General features: G+C 72.0%; 16 protein-coding genes and 1 tRNA gene. 15 read left to right on the top strand and 2 right to left on the bottom strand.

Annotated elements, in window-relative coordinates:
• Nucleotides 1-147: 147 nt before the first annotated feature.
• The 10 genes from ACF3NS_RS07505 to ACF3NS_RS07550 all read left to right on the top strand — a co-directional run bounded on the left by ACF3NS_RS07505 (nt 148) and on the right by ACF3NS_RS07550 (nt 11,554).
• Nucleotides 148-879 (top strand): succinate dehydrogenase cytochrome b subunit, encoded by a 732-nt coding sequence (locus ACF3NS_RS07505; RefSeq protein ID WP_288799219.1) that lies wholly within the window; start codon nt 148-150, stop codon nt 877-879.
• Nucleotides 880-892: 13 nt separating this feature from the next.
• Nucleotides 893-2,890 (top strand): fumarate reductase/succinate dehydrogenase flavoprotein subunit, encoded by a 1,998-nt coding sequence (locus tag ACF3NS_RS07510; protein ID WP_154593302.1) that lies wholly within the window; start codon nt 893-895, stop codon nt 2,888-2,890.
• A complete protein-coding gene (locus ACF3NS_RS07515) occupies nt 2,887-3,630 on the top strand; it encodes a succinate dehydrogenase/fumarate reductase iron-sulfur subunit (RefSeq protein ID WP_288799218.1) in 744 nt (247 codons plus the stop codon). Before ACF3NS_RS07510 ends, ACF3NS_RS07515 begins: the two co-directional genes overlap by 4 nt.
• A 124-nt stretch (nt 3,631-3,754) precedes the next feature.
• On the top strand, nt 3,755-4,291 hold the full coding sequence (gene aroQ, locus ACF3NS_RS07520; RefSeq protein WP_392468960.1) for a type II 3-dehydroquinate dehydratase: 537 nt from the start codon (nt 3,755-3,757) through the stop codon (nt 4,289-4,291).
• An 84-nt stretch (nt 4,292-4,375) separates the two neighbouring features.
• Entirely contained in the window at nt 4,376-6,271 is a 1,896-nt protein-coding gene (metG, locus tag ACF3NS_RS07525) for a methionine--tRNA ligase (protein WP_392468962.1), read from the top strand.
• On the top strand, nt 6,268-7,137 hold the full coding sequence (locus tag ACF3NS_RS07530; RefSeq protein WP_154593299.1) for a TatD family hydrolase: 870 nt from the start codon (nt 6,268-6,270) through the stop codon (nt 7,135-7,137). The genes metG and ACF3NS_RS07530 overlap by 4 nt, the downstream gene beginning before the upstream one ends.
• Nucleotides 7,134-8,036, top strand: a complete 903-nt coding sequence (rsmA, locus tag ACF3NS_RS07535; RefSeq protein ID WP_392468963.1) for a 16S rRNA (adenine(1518)-N(6)/adenine(1519)-N(6))-dimethyltransferase RsmA — start codon at nt 7,134-7,136, stop codon at nt 8,034-8,036. Before ACF3NS_RS07530 ends, rsmA begins: the two co-directional genes overlap by 4 nt.
• Before the next feature lie 48 nt (nt 8,037-8,084).
• Entirely contained in the window at nt 8,085-9,026 is a 942-nt protein-coding gene (locus ACF3NS_RS07540; protein ID WP_288799689.1) for a 4-(cytidine 5'-diphospho)-2-C-methyl-D-erythritol kinase, read from the top strand.
• Nucleotides 9,027-9,033: 7 nt separating this feature from the next.
• Complete coding sequence (locus tag ACF3NS_RS07545) at nt 9,034-10,860, top strand: ABC-F family ATP-binding cassette domain-containing protein (protein WP_392468965.1); 1,827 nt, start codon at nt 9,034-9,036, stop codon at nt 10,858-10,860.
• 199 nt (nt 10,861-11,059) lie between these two features.
• A complete protein-coding gene (locus ACF3NS_RS07550) occupies nt 11,060-11,554 on the top strand; it encodes a MarR family winged helix-turn-helix transcriptional regulator (RefSeq protein ID WP_154593297.1) in 495 nt (164 codons plus the stop codon).
• A 9-nt stretch (nt 11,555-11,563) separates the two neighbouring features.
• Here the strand turns inward: ACF3NS_RS07550 and ACF3NS_RS07555 are convergent, their stop codons facing one another.
• Both ACF3NS_RS07555 and ACF3NS_RS07560 read right to left on the bottom strand, forming a co-directional pair.
• Entirely contained in the window at nt 11,564-12,385 is an 822-nt protein-coding gene (locus tag ACF3NS_RS07555) for an IclR family transcriptional regulator C-terminal domain-containing protein (protein ID WP_154593296.1), read from the bottom strand.
• Between the two features lie 10 nt (nt 12,386-12,395).
• A complete protein-coding gene (locus tag ACF3NS_RS07560; RefSeq protein WP_154593295.1) occupies nt 12,396-12,590 on the bottom strand; it encodes a hypothetical protein in 195 nt (64 codons plus the stop codon).
• 54 nt (nt 12,591-12,644) lie between these two features.
• Here ACF3NS_RS07560 and ACF3NS_RS07565 point away from each other — a divergent pair, with 54 nt between their 5' ends.
• From ACF3NS_RS07565 to ACF3NS_RS07585, 5 genes are all read left to right on the top strand, one after another.
• Complete coding sequence (locus ACF3NS_RS07565; protein ID WP_392468968.1) at nt 12,645-13,421, top strand: hypothetical protein; 777 nt, start codon at nt 12,645-12,647, stop codon at nt 13,419-13,421.
• Nucleotides 13,422-13,560: 139 nt separating this feature from the next.
• Entirely contained in the window at nt 13,561-15,144 is a 1,584-nt protein-coding gene (locus ACF3NS_RS07570; protein WP_392468969.1) for a DUF222 domain-containing protein, read from the top strand.
• 25 nt (nt 15,145-15,169) lie between these two features.
• Nucleotides 15,170-15,248 (top strand) — tRNA-Gln (locus tag ACF3NS_RS07575).
• Nucleotides 15,249-15,386: 138 nt separating this feature from the next.
• Nucleotides 15,387-16,853: a bifunctional UDP-N-acetylglucosamine diphosphorylase/glucosamine-1-phosphate N-acetyltransferase GlmU gene (gene glmU / locus ACF3NS_RS07580; RefSeq protein ID WP_392468971.1), complete on the top strand. Its 1,467-nt coding sequence runs from the start codon at nt 15,387-15,389 to the stop codon at nt 16,851-16,853.
• Nucleotides 16,850-17,842 carry a ribose-phosphate diphosphokinase gene (locus tag ACF3NS_RS07585; RefSeq protein WP_154593293.1) on the top strand — a complete coding sequence of 331 codons (993 nt, stop codon included), beginning with the start codon at nt 16,850-16,852 and terminating at the stop codon, nt 17,840-17,842. The genes glmU and ACF3NS_RS07585 overlap by 4 nt, the downstream gene beginning before the upstream one ends.
• Nucleotides 17,843-17,855 lie beyond the last annotated feature (13 nt).

Raw genomic sequence — 17,855 nt, forward strand, 5'->3', positions numbered from 1 at the left:
ACCCCACGTCGGTGACGTGGGTCACGAAGGGCATCCTAAGCAGGACGGACACCAACGCGGCGCGCACCGTGATCGTTCCCGATCCGTGGCCTCGGAGGGCGCGCCCCGGTCGGGCCTGTGCTGCGGCGAAGGGGTAAGTTTCACCACGTGGCTACTTCGACACTTCCCGCGAGGCAGGACACGCCGCGGCGCAGCAGCATCGCCCTGAAGGTCATCATGGCGATCTCGGGTCTGTACCTCGTGTTCTTCGTCCTCTTTCACATGTACGGCAACCTCAAGCTGTTCGCGGGCCAGGCGGCCTTCGACGAGTACGCGCACCACCTGCGCACGATGTTCATGCCGATCCTCCCGCACTCGGGCTTCCTGTGGGTGTTCCGCCTGACCCTGCTCGTGGCCGTCGTCGCCCACGTCTGGGCCGCGCTCCAGCTGACCGGTCGCGCCCATGCCGCCCGCAAGGACCGCTACGTCGTCAAGCGCACCGTGCGGGCCACGCTGGCGTCGCGCACCATGCGCTGGGGCGGCCTGGCGCTCGCGATCTTCATCGTCTGGCACCTGCTGCACTTCACGATCGCCAAGATCAACGTCAACAGCAGCTACTCCGACGCGGACCTGATGGTCGGTGGCCACGAGAGCCCGTTCCTGCTGACCTTCGCCGCGTTCAGCACCTGGTGGATGACGCTGATCTACCTGCTGGCCATGGTGGCGCTGGGGATGCACCTGCGCCACGGCATCTACAGCTCGATCCAGACGCTGGGCGGCACCAGCACCAAGAAGGCCAACCGCACCGCCAACCTCGTCTCGATCGCCCTGGCGCTCGTGATCGCGGTCGGGTTCGCCGTGCCGCCCCTGGCCATCGTCCTCGGCATCATCGGGAAGTAGGACCTGAGTACCCATGACTGACAACCTGATCCACGGCATCTACCGCGAGGGCGAGCCGATCCAGGACACGGCGGCGCCCAAGGGCCCGATCGAGTCGCGCTGGACCCGCCACAAGTTCGAGACCAAGCTCGTCAACCCGGCCAACCGCCGCAAGCTCGACGTGATCATCGTCGGCACCGGCCTGGCCGGCGGCGCGGCCGCGGCCACGCTCGGCGAGGCCGGCTACAACGTCAAGGCGTTCTGCTACCAGGACAGCCCGCGGCGCGCCCACTCGATCGCCGCGCAGGGTGGCATCAACGCCGCCAAGAACTACAAGGAGGACGGCGACTCCGTCTACCGCCTCTTCTACGACACGGTCAAGGGCGGCGACTACCGCTCCCGCGAGTCCAACGTCTACCGCCTCGCCGAGGTCTCGGCCAGCATCATCGACCAGTGCGTCGCCCAGGGTGTCCCCTTCGCCCGCGAGTACGGCGGGCTGCTGGACAACCGCTCCTTCGGCGGCGTGCAGGTGTCCCGCACCTTCTACGCCCGCGGCCAGACGGGCCAGCAGCTGCTGATCGGCGCCTACCAGGCCCTGGAGCGCCAGGTCGCGGCCGGCTCGGTCCGGCAGTTCACCCGGCACGAGATGGTCGAGCTCATCGTCGTCGACGGCCGCGCCCGCGGGATCATCGCCCGCGACATGGTCACCGGCGAGCTCGAGACCCACCTGGCCGACGCCGTCGTGCTCGCCTCGGGCGGCTACGGCAACGTCTTCTTCCTGTCGACCAACGCCATGGGGTGCAACGTCACCGCCACCTGGCGGGCGCACCGCAAGGGCGCGCTGTTCGCCAACCCCTGCTACACGCAGATCCACCCGACCTGCATCCCGCAGCACGGCGACAAGCAGTCCAAGCTGACGCTGATGAGCGAGTCCCTGCGCAACGACGGCCGCATCTGGGTGCCCAAGCGCGCCGAGGACTGCGACAAGGACCCGCGCCAGATCGCCGAGGAGGACCGCGACTACTACCTGGAGCGGATCTACCCCTCCTTCGGCAACCTCGTGCCGCGTGACATCGCCTCCCGCCAGGCCAAGAACATGTGCGACGAGGGTCGCGGCGTCGGCCCGGCCATCGCCGAGATCGGCCCGGACGGCCAGGAGCGCCAGGTGCGTCGCGGCGTCTACCTCGACTTCGCCGAAGCCATCTCCCGCCTGGGCAAGGACGCCGTGTCCGCCAAGTACGGCAACCTGTTCGACATGTACGAGCGGATCACGGGGGACAACCCCTACGAGACGCCGATGCGCATCTACCCGGCCGTGCACTACACGATGGGTGGCCTGTGGGTCGACTACGACCTGCAGTCCAACATCCCGGGGCTGTTCGTGGCCGGCGAGGCCAACTTCTCCGACCACGGCGCCAATCGCCTCGGCGCCTCGGCGCTCATGCAGGGCCTGTCGGACGGCTACTTCGTCCTGCCCAACACGATCCGCGACTACCTCGCGGCCGGGCCCTTCCCCAAGGTCGACGCCGACGACAGCGCGGTGGCCGAGGCCGAGCGCTCCGTCCGCGACCGCATCCAGCACTTCCTCACGATCAACGGCACCCGGTCGGTGGACTCCTTCCACCGCGCCCTGGGCTCGATCATGTGGGAGTACTGCGGCATGTCCCGCACCGAGGAGGGCCTCAAGAAGGCCATCGGCATGATCCGCGACCTGCGCGCCGAGTTCTGGCGCGACGTGCGGGTCCTCGGCGAGGGCGACCGGCTCAACCAGGAGCTCGAGAAGGCCGGCCGCGTGGCCGACTTCCTGGAGCTCGGTGAGCTCATGTGCATCGACGCCCTGCACCGGCGCGAGTCCTGCGGCGGGCACTTCCGCGAGGAGTCGCAGACCGAGGAGGGCGAGGCCCTGCGCCACGACGACGAGTTCGCCTACGTCGGCGCTTGGGAGTGGGGCGGCGAGAACGGCGCCCCCACCCTGCACAAGGAAGACCTCGTGTACGAGTTCATCGAGCTGAAGCAGCGGAGCTACAAGTGAGAATCACCCTGAAGATCTGGCGCCAGGCGGGCCCCGCCGCCAAGGGCGCCCTCGCGACCTACCAGCTCGACGACATCTCCGAGGACATGTCCTTCCTCGAGGTGCTGGACGTGCTCAACGAGTCCCTGATCTCCTCCGGCGAGGAGCCGGTGGCGTTCGACAGCGACTGCCGCGAGGGCATCTGCGGGCAGTGCGGCGTGGTCATCAACGGCCAGCCCCACGGCCCGGAGGTCACCACCTCCTGCCAGCTGCACATGCGGTCCTTCTCGGACGGCGCGGAGCTGACGGTCGAGCCGTGGCGCGCCACGGCCTTCCCGGTGATCCGTGACCTCGTCGTCGACCGCTCGGCCTTCGACCGGATCATCCAGGCGGGCGGCTTCATCGGCGCCAACACCGGGTCGGCCCCCGAGGCCCACTCGGTGCCGGTCCAGAAGCGCAAGGCCGACCGGGCGTTCGAGGCGGCGGCGTGCATCGGGTGCGGCGCCTGCGTCGCGGCGTGCCCCAACGCCTCCGGCATGCTCTTCATGGGCGCCAAGGTCACGCACCTCGGCGAGCTGCCGCAGGGCCAGCCGGAGCGCTGGTCCCGCGTCGCCGCGATGGTCAAGCAGCACGACGCCGAGGGCTTCGGCGGCTGCACCAACATCGGCGAGTGCTCGGCGGCCTGCCCCAAGGAGATCCCGCAGGACGTCATCTCCACGCTCAACGCGGACTTCCGCATGAGCAAGGGCGGCAAGCGCTGACCCCGCTCGTCACCCCGGCGCCACCGCGTGCGCCGTCCCACCGGTAGCCACCGGGACGGCCTACGACTGCAGACGGCCCGTCCTCCCCTCGGCGAGGGGAGCGACGGGCCGTTAGCGTTCTCCCATGGACCAGACCCACCCCCGGCCGTCACCTCAGCGAGACCCCGCACCGCAGGCGGAGGTCACGAGCGCGGGCAGGCCCGTCGTCGCGGTCCTCAACGGCCCCAACCTCAACCTGCTGGGGGCGCGCAACCCCGAGGTCTACGGCCGCGACACCCTGGCCGACGTCGAGCGTCGCTGCGAGGAGCGGGCAGCGGCATACGGCCTGGTCGCCGACTGCCGCCAGTCCAACCACGAGGGCGTCCTCATCGACTGGGTCCACGAGCTGCGCGCCAGCTGCGTCGGCCTGATCGTCAACGCGGGCGGCTACACCCACACGAGCGTGGCGCTGCGCGATGCCCTCGAGACCGTCGAGGCGCCGGTGATCGAGGTGCACATCAGCGACATCCACGCGCGCGAGGACTTCCGCCACCACTCCTATGTCGAGCAGGTCGCCGCCGCGCAGATCGCCGGCCACGGGATCGCGGGCTACGAGGAGGCGATCGACCTGGTCGCCCGCCTGGCGGGTGCCCAGGCCGGCCAGCCAGACCAGCCCGTATGACGCGCCGCCCCGGCCGCTCGCGCCGGACCTGACCAGCGGGCGACGGTGAGAGCGGTCCTCGTGCGCCCACTAGACTCGTGCCTCATGAGCAAGGTCCTGTCAGCAGTTGCCTGGCCGTACGCCAACGGCCCCCGCCACATCGGTCACGTCGCGGGCTTCGGCGTCCCCTCGGACGTCTTCAGCCGCTACATGCGGATGGCGGGTCACGACGTGCTGATGGTGTCGGGGACCGACGAGCACGGCACGCCGATCCTGGTCGCGGCGGACAACGCGGGCGTCACCGCGCAGGAGCTGGCCGACAAGAACAACGCGGTCATCGTGCAGGACCTCGTCGACCTGGGGCTGTCCTACGACCTGTTCACCCGCACGACCACCCGCAACCACTACTCGGTGGTGCAGGAGATGTTCCGCGTCTGCCACGCCAACGGCTACATGGTCGAGGAGACCACCAAGGGGGCGATCTCGCCGAGCACGGGGCGCACCCTGCCGGACCGCTACGTCGAGGGCACCTGCCCGATCTGCGGCTTCCCGGACGCGCGCGGCGACCAGTGCGACAACTGCGGCAACCAGCTGGACCCGACCGAGCTGATCGATCCGCGCTCCAAGATCAACGGCGAGACGCCGCAGTTCGTGCAGACGCAGCACTTCTTCCTCGACCTGCCCGCGCTGGCCGACGCGCTCGCGGTCTGGCTGGACGAGCGCGAGAGCACGGGCACCTGGCGCCCCAACGTCATCAAGTTCTCCCAGAACCTCCTCAAGGACGTGCGCCCTCGCGCGATGACGCGCGACATCGACTGGGGCATCCCGGTGCCGCTGGACGGCTGGCGCGACCAGCGCGCCAAGCGGCTCTACGTGTGGTTCGACGCGGTCATCGGCTACCTCTCGGCGAGCATCGAGTGGGCGCGGCGCATCGGCGACGAGGAGCGGTGGCGCGAGTGGTGGAGCGACGAGGCGAGCTCCTTCTACTTCCAGGGCAAGGACAACATCACCTTCCACTCCCAGATCTGGCCCGCCGAGCTGCTGGCCTACGCGGGTCAGGGCGCCAAGGGCGGCGAGCCCGGCGTCTTCGGCGCGCCGAGCCTGCCGACCGAGGTCGTGGCCAGCGAGTTCATGACGATGGAGGGCAAGCAGTTCTCGTCCTCGCGCGGCGTCGTGATCTACGTCGGGGACATGCTCAGCCGCTACCAGCCGGACGCGCTGCGCTACTTCATCTGCGCCGCCGGCCCGGAGAGCCAGGACTCCGACTTCACCTGGGCGGAGTTCGTCCAGCGCACCAACTCCGAGCTGGTCGCGGGCTGGGGCAACCTGGTCAACCGCACGGCGAGCATGATCGCCAAGAGCTTCGGCCAGATTCCGCAGCCGGGCGTCCTCGAGCCGGTCGACCAGGAGATCCTCGACGAGGTCGCGCGCGGCTTCGACACCGTGGGGGACCTGATCGCCCACCACCGGCAGAAGGCCGGCATCGCCGAGGCCATGCGGATCGTCGGCGAGGTCAACACCTATGTCTCGCGCACCGAGCCGTTCAAGCTCAAGGGCGAGGACCAGCGCGAGCGCCTCGCGACGGTGCTGCACACGCTCGCCCAGTGCGTCCACGACTGCAACACGATCCTCGCCCCCTTCCTGCCGCACGCCGCCAACCGCGTGTGGGCGACCTTCGGCGGCGAGGGGGAGTTCATGCCGATGCCGCGGATCGAGCACGTCGAGGACCTCGGCCCGGTCACCACCGCGCCGGTCGACCCCTCCATCGCCGCGGACGAGCTCCGCGTCTACCCCATCATCACCGGCGAGTACTCCGCGACCCCGCGCTGGGAGCGGCGCCCGGTCGCCGTGGGTGCGCCGGTCGCCAGGCCGACCCCCGTCTTCGTCAAGCTCGACCCGTCCGTGGTCGAGGAGGAGATGGCCCGTATGACGGGCGCCTCCGGCGCCGGCGCGACCGGTGAGGGTGAGGCCGCCCCGGCCGGCGGCGAGGCCCGGGCATGACGGACGGCGGCGGCCACGGCGCCGGGCAGGAACGCGGCGCGCCGCCGCCCCTGCCCGACCCCTTGCCGCTGCCCGTCGTGGACAACCACACCCACGTCGACACCGCCCGCGACGGCGGCGAGCGCCCCGACCTGAGCGAGGTGATCCGGCAGGCGCGCAGCGTCGGCGTGGACCGCCTCGTGCAGGTCGGCTGCGACCTGGAGGCGGCCCGCTGGACGGTCGAGACCGCGGTGACGCACCCCGAGGTCATCGGCGGCGTCGCGCTGCACCCCAACGAGGTCCCGCCCCTCGCGGCTCGCGGTGACCTGGCTGCGGCATACGCCGAGATCGAGCGACTGGCGCAGCATCCACGCGTGCGGGTGGTGGGCGAGACCGGTCTCGACTACTTCCGCACCGGCCCGGAGGGGCGAGACGTGCAGCACGAGTCCTTCCGCTGGCACATCGATCTCGCCAAGCGGCTCGGCAAGGCGCTGCAGATCCACGACCGCGACAGCCACGAGGACGTCCTGCGGATCCTCGCCGAGGAGGGCGCGCCGCCGGTGACGGTGCTGCACTGCTTCTCCGGCGACATCACCGTGGCGCGCGAGTGCGTGGAGCGCGGCTACTACCTGTCGTTCGCGGGCACGGTGACCTTCAAGTCGGCCAAGTCGCTGCGCGACGCCCTGTCGATCGTGCCCCTGTCGCAGGTGCTGGTCGAGACCGACGCGCCCTACCTGACCCCGCACCCGTGGCGCGGCGGCACCAACGCGCCCTACCTCATCCCGGTGACGCTCCGGTCGATGGCGACCACCCTCAACGTCGACGTGCCGACGCTGTGCCGCGCGGTGTCCGACAACGCCGAGCGCATCTATGGAGGCTGGTCGTGACCGAGCCCTCGACCGACGGCTCGACCGACGGCCCGACCACCGGCCTGCTCGGGCCCGTCCAGATCCGCGAGCTGGCGAGCCGCCTCGGGGTGCGCCCGACCAAGCAGTGGGGGCAGAACTTCGTCCTCGACGCCAACACCGTGCGGCGCATCGTGCGCCTCGCCGGGGTGGGGCCGGACGACGTCGTCGTCGAGGTCGGGCCCGGGCTGGGCTCGCTGACCCTCGCGCTGCTGCCCGAGGTGCGCCAGGTCGTCGCCATCGAGGTCGACCCGGCCCTCGCGGCTGCCCTGCCCGACACCGTCGCCGCCACCAACCCCGCTGTCGCGCACAAGCTCTCGCTGGTGCAGGCGGACGCCCTCACGGTGCGGTCGCTGCCCGACCCACAGCCGACCGCCCTCGTGGCCAACCTGCCCTACAACGTGTCGGTGCCCGTGGTCCTGAGCTTCCTCGAGGCCTTCCCGACCCTTGAGCGCGTGCTCGTCATGGTGCAGCTCGAGGTCGCCGAGCGCCTCGCGGCCGGGCCGGGCTCCAAGACCTTCGGCGTGCCCTCGCTCAAGGCCGCCTGGTATGCCGACGTCCGCCTCGTCGGCACGGTCGGGCGCACCGTCTTCTGGCCCGCCCCCAACGTCGACAGCGGCCTGGTCGAGCTCGTCCGTCGTCCCGCGCCGGTCGTCGAGGGGGACCAGCCCGACCGCACCGACGTCTTCCGCGTGATCGACGCGGCCTTCCTCCAGCGCCGCAAGACCCTGCGCGCGGCCCTCGGCGGCTGGGCCGGCTCCACGGCCCGCTCCGAGGCGATCCTGCGCGCGGCGGGCGTCGACCCGCAGGCTCGCGGCGAGGCCCTCGACATCGAGGCGTTCACCCGCATCGCGGTGGCGGCCGGCACGGTCCCCGCGTGACCCGGCGTCGTCTGCGCGCCCGGCCCGGGTGTGGGTAGGGTGCGAGACATGCCGTCCCTGCCCGATGCCGTCACCGTGCGTGCCGCAGCCAAGGTCAACCTCGAGCTGCTGGTCGGTCCGCGCGACGCGTCGGGCTACCACGCGCTCGCGACGGTCTTCCAGGCCGTCAGCCTCTACGACGACGTCACCGTGCGCCGGGCGGGGCGCTGCTCGCTGACGGTGGCCGGCCGCGACGCCGAGCACGTGCCCACCGACGAGTCCAACCTCGCCTGGCGGGCGGTGGTCGCGGTCGGCGAGGGACGCCCCGACGCGGGGCCGGTCGCCATCTCCATCGCCAAGGACATCCCCGTGGCCGGCGGTATGGCGGGAGGCTCGGCCGACGGCGCCGCGGCCCTCGTCGCCGCTGACGCGCTGTGGGGCGTGGGGCTCGGTCGCAGCGAGCTGCACCGGCTCGCGGCGGGGCTCGGGGCGGACGTGCCGTTCTCGGTGCTGGGCGGCACGGCCATCGGCACGGGGCGCGGCGACGAGCTGGCGCCGGCGATGGCGCGCGGCAGCTATCACTGGGTGTTCGCGTTCAGCGACGAGGGGCTGTCGACGCCGCGTGTCTTCGCCGAGCTCGACCGGCTGCGCGCCGAGCGGGGCGAAGACGCGGTGCACCAGCCCGAGCCCGAGGTCTCCCCGGCCCTGATGACGGCGCTGCTCGCAGGGGACGCCGAGGCCGTGGGCCGGGCCATGCACAACGACCTGCAGGAGGCCGCGCTGTCCCTGCAGCCCCGCCTCGCGGACACCCTCGTCATCGGCCAGGAGTGCGGCGCGCTCGGCGGCATCGTCAGCGGCAGCGGCCCCACCTGCGCCTTCCTCGCGGCCTCGCACGAGCATGCGCTCGACCTGGCCGTCGCGCTGACGGCGTCGGGCGTGGCCTCCGACGTGCGTCGCGCCCAGGGCCCGGTGCCCGGCGCCCGACTCATCCACCCCGGCAAGGAGCAGTGACCAGCAGGTGGCCAACCTCGTCTCCGTCGAGCACGCGACCCTCGCGCTCGGCACGACGCTCGTCCTCGACGACGTCTCCCTCGGCGTCAGCTCCGGCACCCGCGTCGGCATCGTCGGCCGCAACGGCGGCGGCAAGTCCACGCTGCTCAAGGTGCTCGCCGGTTCGCTGCCGGTCGACGACGGCCGGGTCGCGCACACCGGCGGCCTGACTGTCGGCGTCCTCAGCCAGGACGACACGCTCGACCCGGCGCACACGGTGCGCCAGGCCGTCCTGGGCGACCGCGCCGAGCACGAGTGGGCGGGCGACCCGCGCGTGCGGGACGTGCTCGAGGGCCTGCTCGGGGGTGTGTCCGCCCCCGACGTCGGTGGCCTCGAGGCGATCGTCGGGCCGATGTCCGGTGGCGAGCGCCGGCGCCTCGCCCTGGCGGCGCTGCTCGTCGCGGACCCCGACCTGCTCATGCTCGACGAGCCGACCAACCACCTCGACGTCGAGGGCGTCGCCTGGCTGGCCCGCCACCTGTCGACCCGCCGCACCCGCACCGACAGCGCACTGGTCACCATCACCCACGACCGGTGGTTCCTCGACGCCGTCGCGACCGACACCTGGGAGGTCGTCGACGGTGCCGTCAACGCCTACGAGGGCGGCTACGCGGCATACGTGCTCGCCAAGGCCGAGCGGGCCCGCATCGCCGCCGTCACCGAGGAGCGGCGCGCCAACCTGCTCCGCAAGGAGCTGGCCTGGCTGCGCCGCGGAGCGCCGGCCCGCACCTCCAAGCCGCGCTTCCGCATCGAGGCGGCCACCCAGCTCATCGAGGACGAGCCGCCGCCGCGCGACGACGTCTCCCTCCTGCGCTTCGCCACCACGCGGCTCGGCAAGGACGTCATCGACCTGGAGGACGCGTCGGTCCGGCTGGGGGACAAGCAGATCCTCGACGACGTGACCTGGCGCCTCGGGCCCGGCGACCGCATCGGCATCGTCGGCGTCAACGGGGCCGGCAAGTCCACCCTCCTGCGCGTCGTCTCCGGCGACGTGGCGCTGGACTCCGGTCGCCGCAAGCAGGGCAAGACCGTGGCGATGGCCTTCCTGTCGCAGGAGGTCCGCGAGCTGGAGCGCTTCGCCGACTGGCGGGTCATCGAGGCGATCGAGGACGTCAGGAAGTTCACGATGCTCGGCGGCAAGGAGGTCAGCGCCTCCTCGCTCGCCAAACAGCTCGGCTTCACCGGGCAGCGGCAGCAGACCCGCGTCGGGTCCCTGTCCGGTGGCGAGCGTCGGCGGCTGCAGCTGCTGCGCCTGCTCATGGCCGAACCCAACGTCCTGCTCCTCGACGAGCCCACCAACGACCTGGACATCGAGACCCTGCAGTCCCTCGAGGACGTCCTCGACGGCTGGGCCGGCACCCTGCTCGTGGTCTCGCACGACCGCTACCTGCTGGAACGCATGTGCGACAAGCAGATCGCGCTCCTCGGCGACGGTCGACTGCGTGACCTGCCCGGTGGCGTCGAGCAATACCTCGAGCTGTATGCCGCCCAGCAGGCCGCCCGCTCGCGGGGCGCCGTCGCCTCGGCCACCCCGGCGGGCAGGGTCACCCACGACGGCGGTGGCGGGTCGGCCTACTCCGCCGCCGAGGTCCGTGAGGCGCGCAAGGAGATGGGCCGCCTCGAGCGCCAGATCGCGCGGCTCGAGGCCGAGCAGGCCCGGCTCCACGACGACCTGGTGGCCCGGGCCACCGACGCGTCCGCGGTCCGCGAGCTCGACGTCCGGTTGCGCGAGGTCGTCGATCAGCGCGAGGAGCTGGAGATGGCCTGGCTCGAGGCCGCCGAGATCGCCGACTGAGCGCCGCCCCGCTCGCCCTGCCGCCCCCACCGCGCCGCGCCGCGACGATTCGTCAGCTCGGGGCTCAGTCCGGGTCGTCCGGGGAGCCCGGCGCGCGCCCGGTCGTCAGCGCGGACAGCACCCAGCCCACCCAGGCGACGTCTCTTGAGCCCCGCAGGTCGCTCGACATCGAGAAACTTGACGGGGGTAGCCTGTCCTCATGACCACCGCTGACGACGTCGACGGCATCGTCGAGGCGTGGGGCCGCGAGCGGCCCGACCTCGACCTCGCCCCCCTGGACGTCCTGTCGCGCGTCTCGCGTCTCGCCCGGCACCTCGACCTGGCGCGGGGTGAGGCCTTCGCCCAGCACGGGCTCGACGGGTGGGAGTTCGACGTGCTGGCCGCGCTGCGACGGGCCGGGTCGCCATACGAGCTGTCCCCGGGGGCCCTGGTCCACCAGACGCTGGTGACCAGCGGCACCATGACCAACCGCGTGGACCGGCTCACCGCACGGGGATTCGTGCGCCGGTCGCCAGACCCGCACGATCGACGGGGGGTCATCGTGGCGCTGACCGACGAGGGGCGCGCGGTGGTGGACGCGGCGTTCGCGGACCTGCTGGGGCGCGAGCGCGAGCTGCTCACGGAACTGTCGCCGGCGGATCGCGCCGAGCTGGCGGGGACGTTGCGTCGGCTGCTGCTGTCCTTCGAGGGCTGAGGGAGCCGCTCAGGTCTGCACGCGCAGATCCTCCTCGATCGCCCGCGCGGTGTCGCGCAGCGCGTCGAGATAGCCCTCCAGCTGGCCTCGCTCGGTCGACATCACCTTGGTGGACACGTTGGCGGCGGCCACGACCTGGCCGCGGGGGTCACGGATCGGCACGGCGAGCGAGCGCAGGCCGAGCTCCAGCTCCTGGTCGAGCATGCACCAGCCGGTCTCGCGCACCTCGTCGAGCGAGCGCCGCAACGCCTCGACGGTGACGACGGTGTGGGGGGTGAGGCGCTCGAGCTGCACCCGCGCCAGGTAGTCCTCTCGCTGGTCGTCGGGCAGGCCGGAGAGCAGCACCCGACCCATCGAGGTCGCGTATGCCGGGAAGCGCGTGCCCACGAGGATGGACACCGTCATGATCCGGGTGGTGGCACGACGGGCGACGTAGACGATGTCGTCCCCGTCGAGGACCGCCACCGACGTCGACTCGCGGATCCGCTCGGAGAGGTCCTGCAGGTGCGGCTGCGCGACGTCGGGCAGGGTCTGGCTGGACAGGTAGGCGAAGCCGAGCCGCAGCACCTGCGGGGTGAGGGTGAAGGTGCGTCCGTCGCTGCGGACGTAGCCGAGGGCCTCGAGGGTGAGCAGGAAGCGTCGGGCGGCGGCCCGGGACAGGTCGGTGCGGCGGGCCACCTCGGACAGCGTCATCTCGGGATGCTCGTCGTCGAACGCCCGGATCACCGCGAGGCCGCGGGCCAGGGACTGCACGTAGCCGTCGCCGGGGGCCTGCCCCGCCTGGGCGGCCGGGGTCGCTGCGGTGGCAGCGGCGGCGTCCGTGCTGGTCATGGGTGCGATCCTAGCGATCGCGGCGGCGACCGCCGGGGTGGGCCCCGCGCAGCCGGGCGTGCTGCGTGGCGAGGCGCACGGGGGCGTTGGGGGCGCCATACCCGTCGTAGCCGCCGCGCCGCTCCACGACCTCGAAGAACACCGACCCGACGGTGGCGGTGACGTCCTCGTCACCAACGCCACCCTCCAGTGGGTCCCCACGCACCGTGAGCTGATCCCGCGGTGGCTCGAGCACCTCGCTGCCGCAGGGTGGTTCGCGATGCAGGCTCCCGCGAACCTCGACGCCCCGAGCCACGCCCTGATGCGCGAGGTGGCGGCCGATCACCCCCGCGCCGCGGAGCTGGCGCCGGTGCTGGACCGATCCCGGGCATCGGGGTCCGCCACGGACTACCTGCGGCTGCTGACGGCGTCGGGACTCGAGACGGATGCGTGGGAGACGACATACCTGCATGTCCTGGATCCTGCTGGGACGCAAGAGGATCCTGTCCTCGAATGGGTGCGTGGCACAGGACTGCGACCGGTCCTCGAGGTGCTGGGGGACGACGCGCAGTCCCTCCTGGCTCCCTACCGCGAGCGCCTGCGGTCGGCGTATCCCCGTGAGCCTCATGGCGTTCCGTTCCCCTTCCGCCGCGTCTTCGCCGTCGGCCGCCGGCCAGGAGCCCGCGACGGCGCCGCCCCGCTGGTCGTCGGCCTCGACCACGTGCAGGTGTCCTGCGCGGCGGGCGACGAGGGGCGGGCGCGGGCGTTCTACGGCGAGCTGCTGGGCATGGCGGAGCTCCCCAAGCCGCCCGTCCTGGCGGTGCGGGGTGGTTGCTGGTTCCGCTCGGGGTCGGCGGTGGTGCACGTCGGTGTCGAGCCCGACTTCAGTCCGGCCCGCAAGGCGCATCCCTGCCTGCTGAGCGGCGACCTCGACGAGGTGGCCCGTCGGCTCACCATGGTCGGCCACTACGTCACCTGGGACGACGCGATCCCGGGCGTGCGACGGCTGCACACGCACGACGGCATGGGCAACCGGGTCGAGATCCAGCAGGCCTGACCGCCCCCTGCTGGTCGTCGAGCTGGAGTCGGTGGGCACTCGTGGCGATGGGTGCTGACCGCGGGTGAGGGGTCTGGCGTCTGGGTGTTTGTGCTGGTCAGGGGTGGTTTCCGAGCATATTTTTCGCTATCCTGTTCGTATGACGACGACGCCGCTCCGGCAGGCCCCCGGGCCCGACGCGGCCCCCGCACGCCGTCACCTGACCCCCCTGCCGGGCATCGAGCCGGGAGGGGGCGCGGGGGTGTTGACCGCGGGCGGGGTCGACCAGGTGGTGGACCGGTTGCTGGTGCTGGACGACACCGCCACCGACACCGAGCGGGTCGGGTTGCTGGCAGCGTTGCAGCGTCTGGAGCGCGCGGCGCAGGCCGCGCAGCTGCGCACCATGCTGGCCCTGGACGAGCACCGCCACGACCAGCGCGAGGCCGCGGGGCTGGCCACCGACCGGCGCGGCTCGGCGCCCGGGGTCGCCGCGGAGGTCGGGGCCGCCTTGGGCTGCTCGGCCGGCGCAGCAGGACACAGGCTGGGGTTGGCGCGGGTCGCGGACCGGGAGCTGGGTCGAGTGGCGGGCCTGCACGCGCGGGGTCTGGTGTCAGAGCAGCACGTGCGGGCGGTCGCGGCCGCCACGATCGGGCTCGGCCGCGATGACCGGGTCACGGTCGATGAGGAGGTCGCCCCGCACGCGGCGGGGTGCAGCGTGCGGGAGCTGGAGGCGCGGGCCCGGGCGATCGCGTACGAGCTGGACCCGGGCGCGGCGACCGCGGCGCACGAGCGGGCGGTCGCGGACCGGCACGTGTCGGGTCGCCCGGTCCCGGGCGCGATGATGCGCCTGTCCGCGCTGCTGCCCCTGGTCGAGGGCGTCGCGTGCCTGGCCGCGCTGCGTCAGGGCGCGCAGGCCGCCAAGGCCACCGGGGACGCGCGTTCGGTGTCGCAGCTGCAGGCCGACCTGCTGGTGCAGCGGATCACCGGGGAAGCACCCGGGTGCATGCCGGTCGAGGTCGGGATCGTGATGGGCGACCACACCGCATTCGGGACCGGGGACACCGCGGCCTGGCTACCCGGTTACGGGCCCGTCCCCGCCCCCGTCGCCCGACGCCTGCTGCGCGGACAGGACGAACGCCACCACCACACCCACCACACCCACGACAGTCACGACAACCACGACAGTCACGACGGTCACGACCGCGACGGTGGTGGTGGTGTCACCGGGCCGGGTTACGTGCCTCAGGCCCGGCCCGGCGCGCCGGGAGACGGTCTGGACGGGGACGACCCGGCCGTGCTGGCCCGGGCAGCGGACGTGTTCCTGCGCCGCCTGTACACCCACCCCGACACCGGGCAGCTGGTCGCCCTGGACGCCCGCGGCCGCGCGTTCGACGGCGCGTTGCGGCGCCTGATCGAGTGGCGCGACGGGACCTGCCGCGCCCCGGGCTGCGACTCACCGATCCGCCACATCGACCACGTCCACCCCTGGCGCATCGGCGGCACCACCACCGCCGACAACGGGATCGGCCTGTGCGAGGCCCACAACTACGCCCACGAAGCCCCCGGCCACACCACCCACGCCGTGCACCCACCCCCCGACGACACCGGCTGGGACCAGCCCCCCACCACCATCCACACCTACCCCGACGGCAGCCAGCACACCACCACACCCCCACCCCTGATCCCCTCCATCTGGGGCCCCCTCGGCAGCCACCCACGCAGACCAGCCAGCTCGGTCGACTAGGCTTGGGCGGTCGCCCAGGCGACGTTCCCCGGTTGGTCTGCTGGCAGGGCCCGCCTGACTTTGAATCAGGACAAGCGACGTAGGTTCGATTCCTACCCGGGGAGCTGGGCGACGAAGGTGCCCGCCCCAGCAGGGCGCGTGAGACGACTCCGTCCACGGACGTCACCTGGCGGACCGGTAGAGTTCACGTCGTGCGCCGCCAGGGCGTGCGAGCCCTGTCCCCGCCAGGCTGGAGACCCCCAGTGACCGCAGTTCGTCCTGCCGCCGTCATCGTCCTCGCCGCAGGCGAGGGCACCCGGATGAAGTCCGCCACCCCCAAGGTGCTGCACGCGATCGGCGGTCGCAGCCTGGTGGGCCACGCGATCAGGGCGGCCGAGGGCGTCGAGCCCCTGCACCTCGCGGTCGTGGTGCGTCACGAGCGGGAGCGGGTCGCCGCTCACGTCGCCGAGATCGCCCCTGAGGCGGTGATCGCCGACCAGGACGAGGTCAAGGGCACGGGCCGGGCGGTCGAGTGCGGGCTCGAGCAGCTGCCGGCCGACCTGTCCGGCACCGTGATCGTGACGTATGGCGACGTGCCGCTGCTCGAGTCGGTCACCCTCACGGCCCTGCTGGAGCAGCACGACGCCACCGGCAGCGCGGTCACGGTCGTCACCGCGCACCTCACGGACCCCACGGGCTACGGCCGCATCGTGCGCGACGCCGACGGCTCGGTCGCCGCCATCGTGGAGCAGAAGGACGCGATGCCGCAGCAGCGGGAGATCACCGAGATCAACTCGGGTCTCTATGCCTTCGACGCCCAGGTGCTGCGCAGCGCCCTCGCCCAGGTGGGCACCGACAACGCCCAGGGCGAGAAGTACCTCACCGACGTCCTCGCCATCGCCAAGGGCCAGGGGCTCACGGTCAGCGCCCACGTCGTCGACGACCTGTGGCAGACCGAGGGGGTCAACGACCGCGTCCAGCTCGCCACGCTCGGCAAGGAGCTCAACCGCCGCATCGTCGAGCGCTGGATGCGTGAGGGCGTGACGGTCGTCGACCCCGCCACCACGTGGATCGACGGGGACGTCTCGATCGGGCGCGACACCACCATCCGCCCGGGCACGCAGCTCCTCGGCGCCACGACCATCGGCGAGGGCGCCGAGATCGGGCCCGACACCACGCTGCAGGACACTCAGGTGGGGGACGGCGCGAGCGTCATACGGTCCCAGACCCTGCTGGCCGAGATCGGGCCGCAGGCCACGGTCGGCCCCTTCTCCTACCTCCGCCCGGGCACGACGCTCGGGGTCAAGGCCAAGGTGGGCGGCTTCGTCGAGACCAAGAACGCCCAGATCGGTGACGGCGCCAAGGTCCCGCACCTGACCTACTGCGGGGACGCGACGATCGGGGAGGGCACCAACGTGGGGGCCGGCACGATCTTCGCCAACTACGACGGGGAGCGGAAGTACCGCTCCACGCTCGGCAAGCACGTATTCATCGGGTCCAACTCGGTGCTCGTGGCCCCGGCCGAGATCGGCGACGGCGCCTTCGTCGCGGCCGGGTCGGCGATCAACCAGCCGGTGGGCGCGGGCGACCTGGCCGTCGCGCGCGGCCGTCAGCGCAACATCCCGGGCTACATTCGCAGCCGCCGCCCGGGCAGCAAGGCCGCCGAGGCAGCAGCCGCCGCCGAGGCACGGCAGGGCGACGAGAGCAAGCAGGAGGGCACCACCCGATGACCGGTGTGAAGCGCACCAACGAGAAGAACCTCATGATCTTCAGCGGCCGGGCGCACCCCGCGCTCGCCGAGGAGGTGGCCTACCAGCTCGAGACCCAGGTGGTCCCGACCGACTTCCGCACCTTCGCCAACTCCGAGATCTACGTGCGCTTCCAGGAGTCCGTCCGCGGCTCCGACGCCTTCGTGATCCAGAGCCACACCGCGCCGATCAACGAGTGGATCATGGAGAACCTCATCATGATCGACGCGCTGAAGCGGGCCAGCGCCAAGCGCATCACGACGGTCATGCCGTTCTACGGCTACGCCCGGCAGGACAAGAAGCACCTCGGGCGCGAGCCCATCTCCGCGCGACTGATGGCCGACCTGTTCAAGACCGCGGGGGCGGACCGGCTCATCGCCGTCGACCTGCACACCGAGCAGATCTCCGGCTTCTTCGACGGCCCGGTGGACCACCTGCAGGCGATCCCGATCCTGTCGGAGTACGTCTACGAGAAGTACCACCACCACAACCTGTGCGTGGTCTCCCCGGACGCCGGCCGGATCAAGGTCGCGGAGAAGTGGGCCAACCGCCTCGGCGGCACGCCGCTGGCCTTCATCCACAAGACCCGCGACCCGCACAAGGCCAACCAGTCCGTCGCCAACCGCGTGGTCGGTGATGTCGAGGGGCGCATGTGCATCCTGGTCGACGACATGATCGACTCCGGCGGCACCATCTGCCAGGCCGCGGACGCCATCATGGAGGCCGGGGCCAGCGGGGTCGTGATCGTGGCGACCCACGGCATCCTGTCCGACCCCGCCGTGGAGCGCCTCAAGGCGTCGGTGGCGCGCGAGGTCGTCCTCACCAACACCCTGCCCATCCCGGAGGAGAAGCGCTTCGACAAGCTCACGGAGCTGTCGATCGCCCCGCTGATCGGCGACGCGATCCGCGAGGTCTTCGAGGACGGCTCGGTCACCTCGCTGTTCGACCACGCCTCGGAGCGGGCGCACTGACGACCGGCCGTTT

It is taken from the genome of Arsenicicoccus cauae (genome assembly GCF_043162025.1).
GTDB classification, from domain to species: domain Bacteria; phylum Actinomycetota; class Actinomycetes; order Actinomycetales; family Dermatophilaceae; genus Arsenicicoccus; species Arsenicicoccus cauae.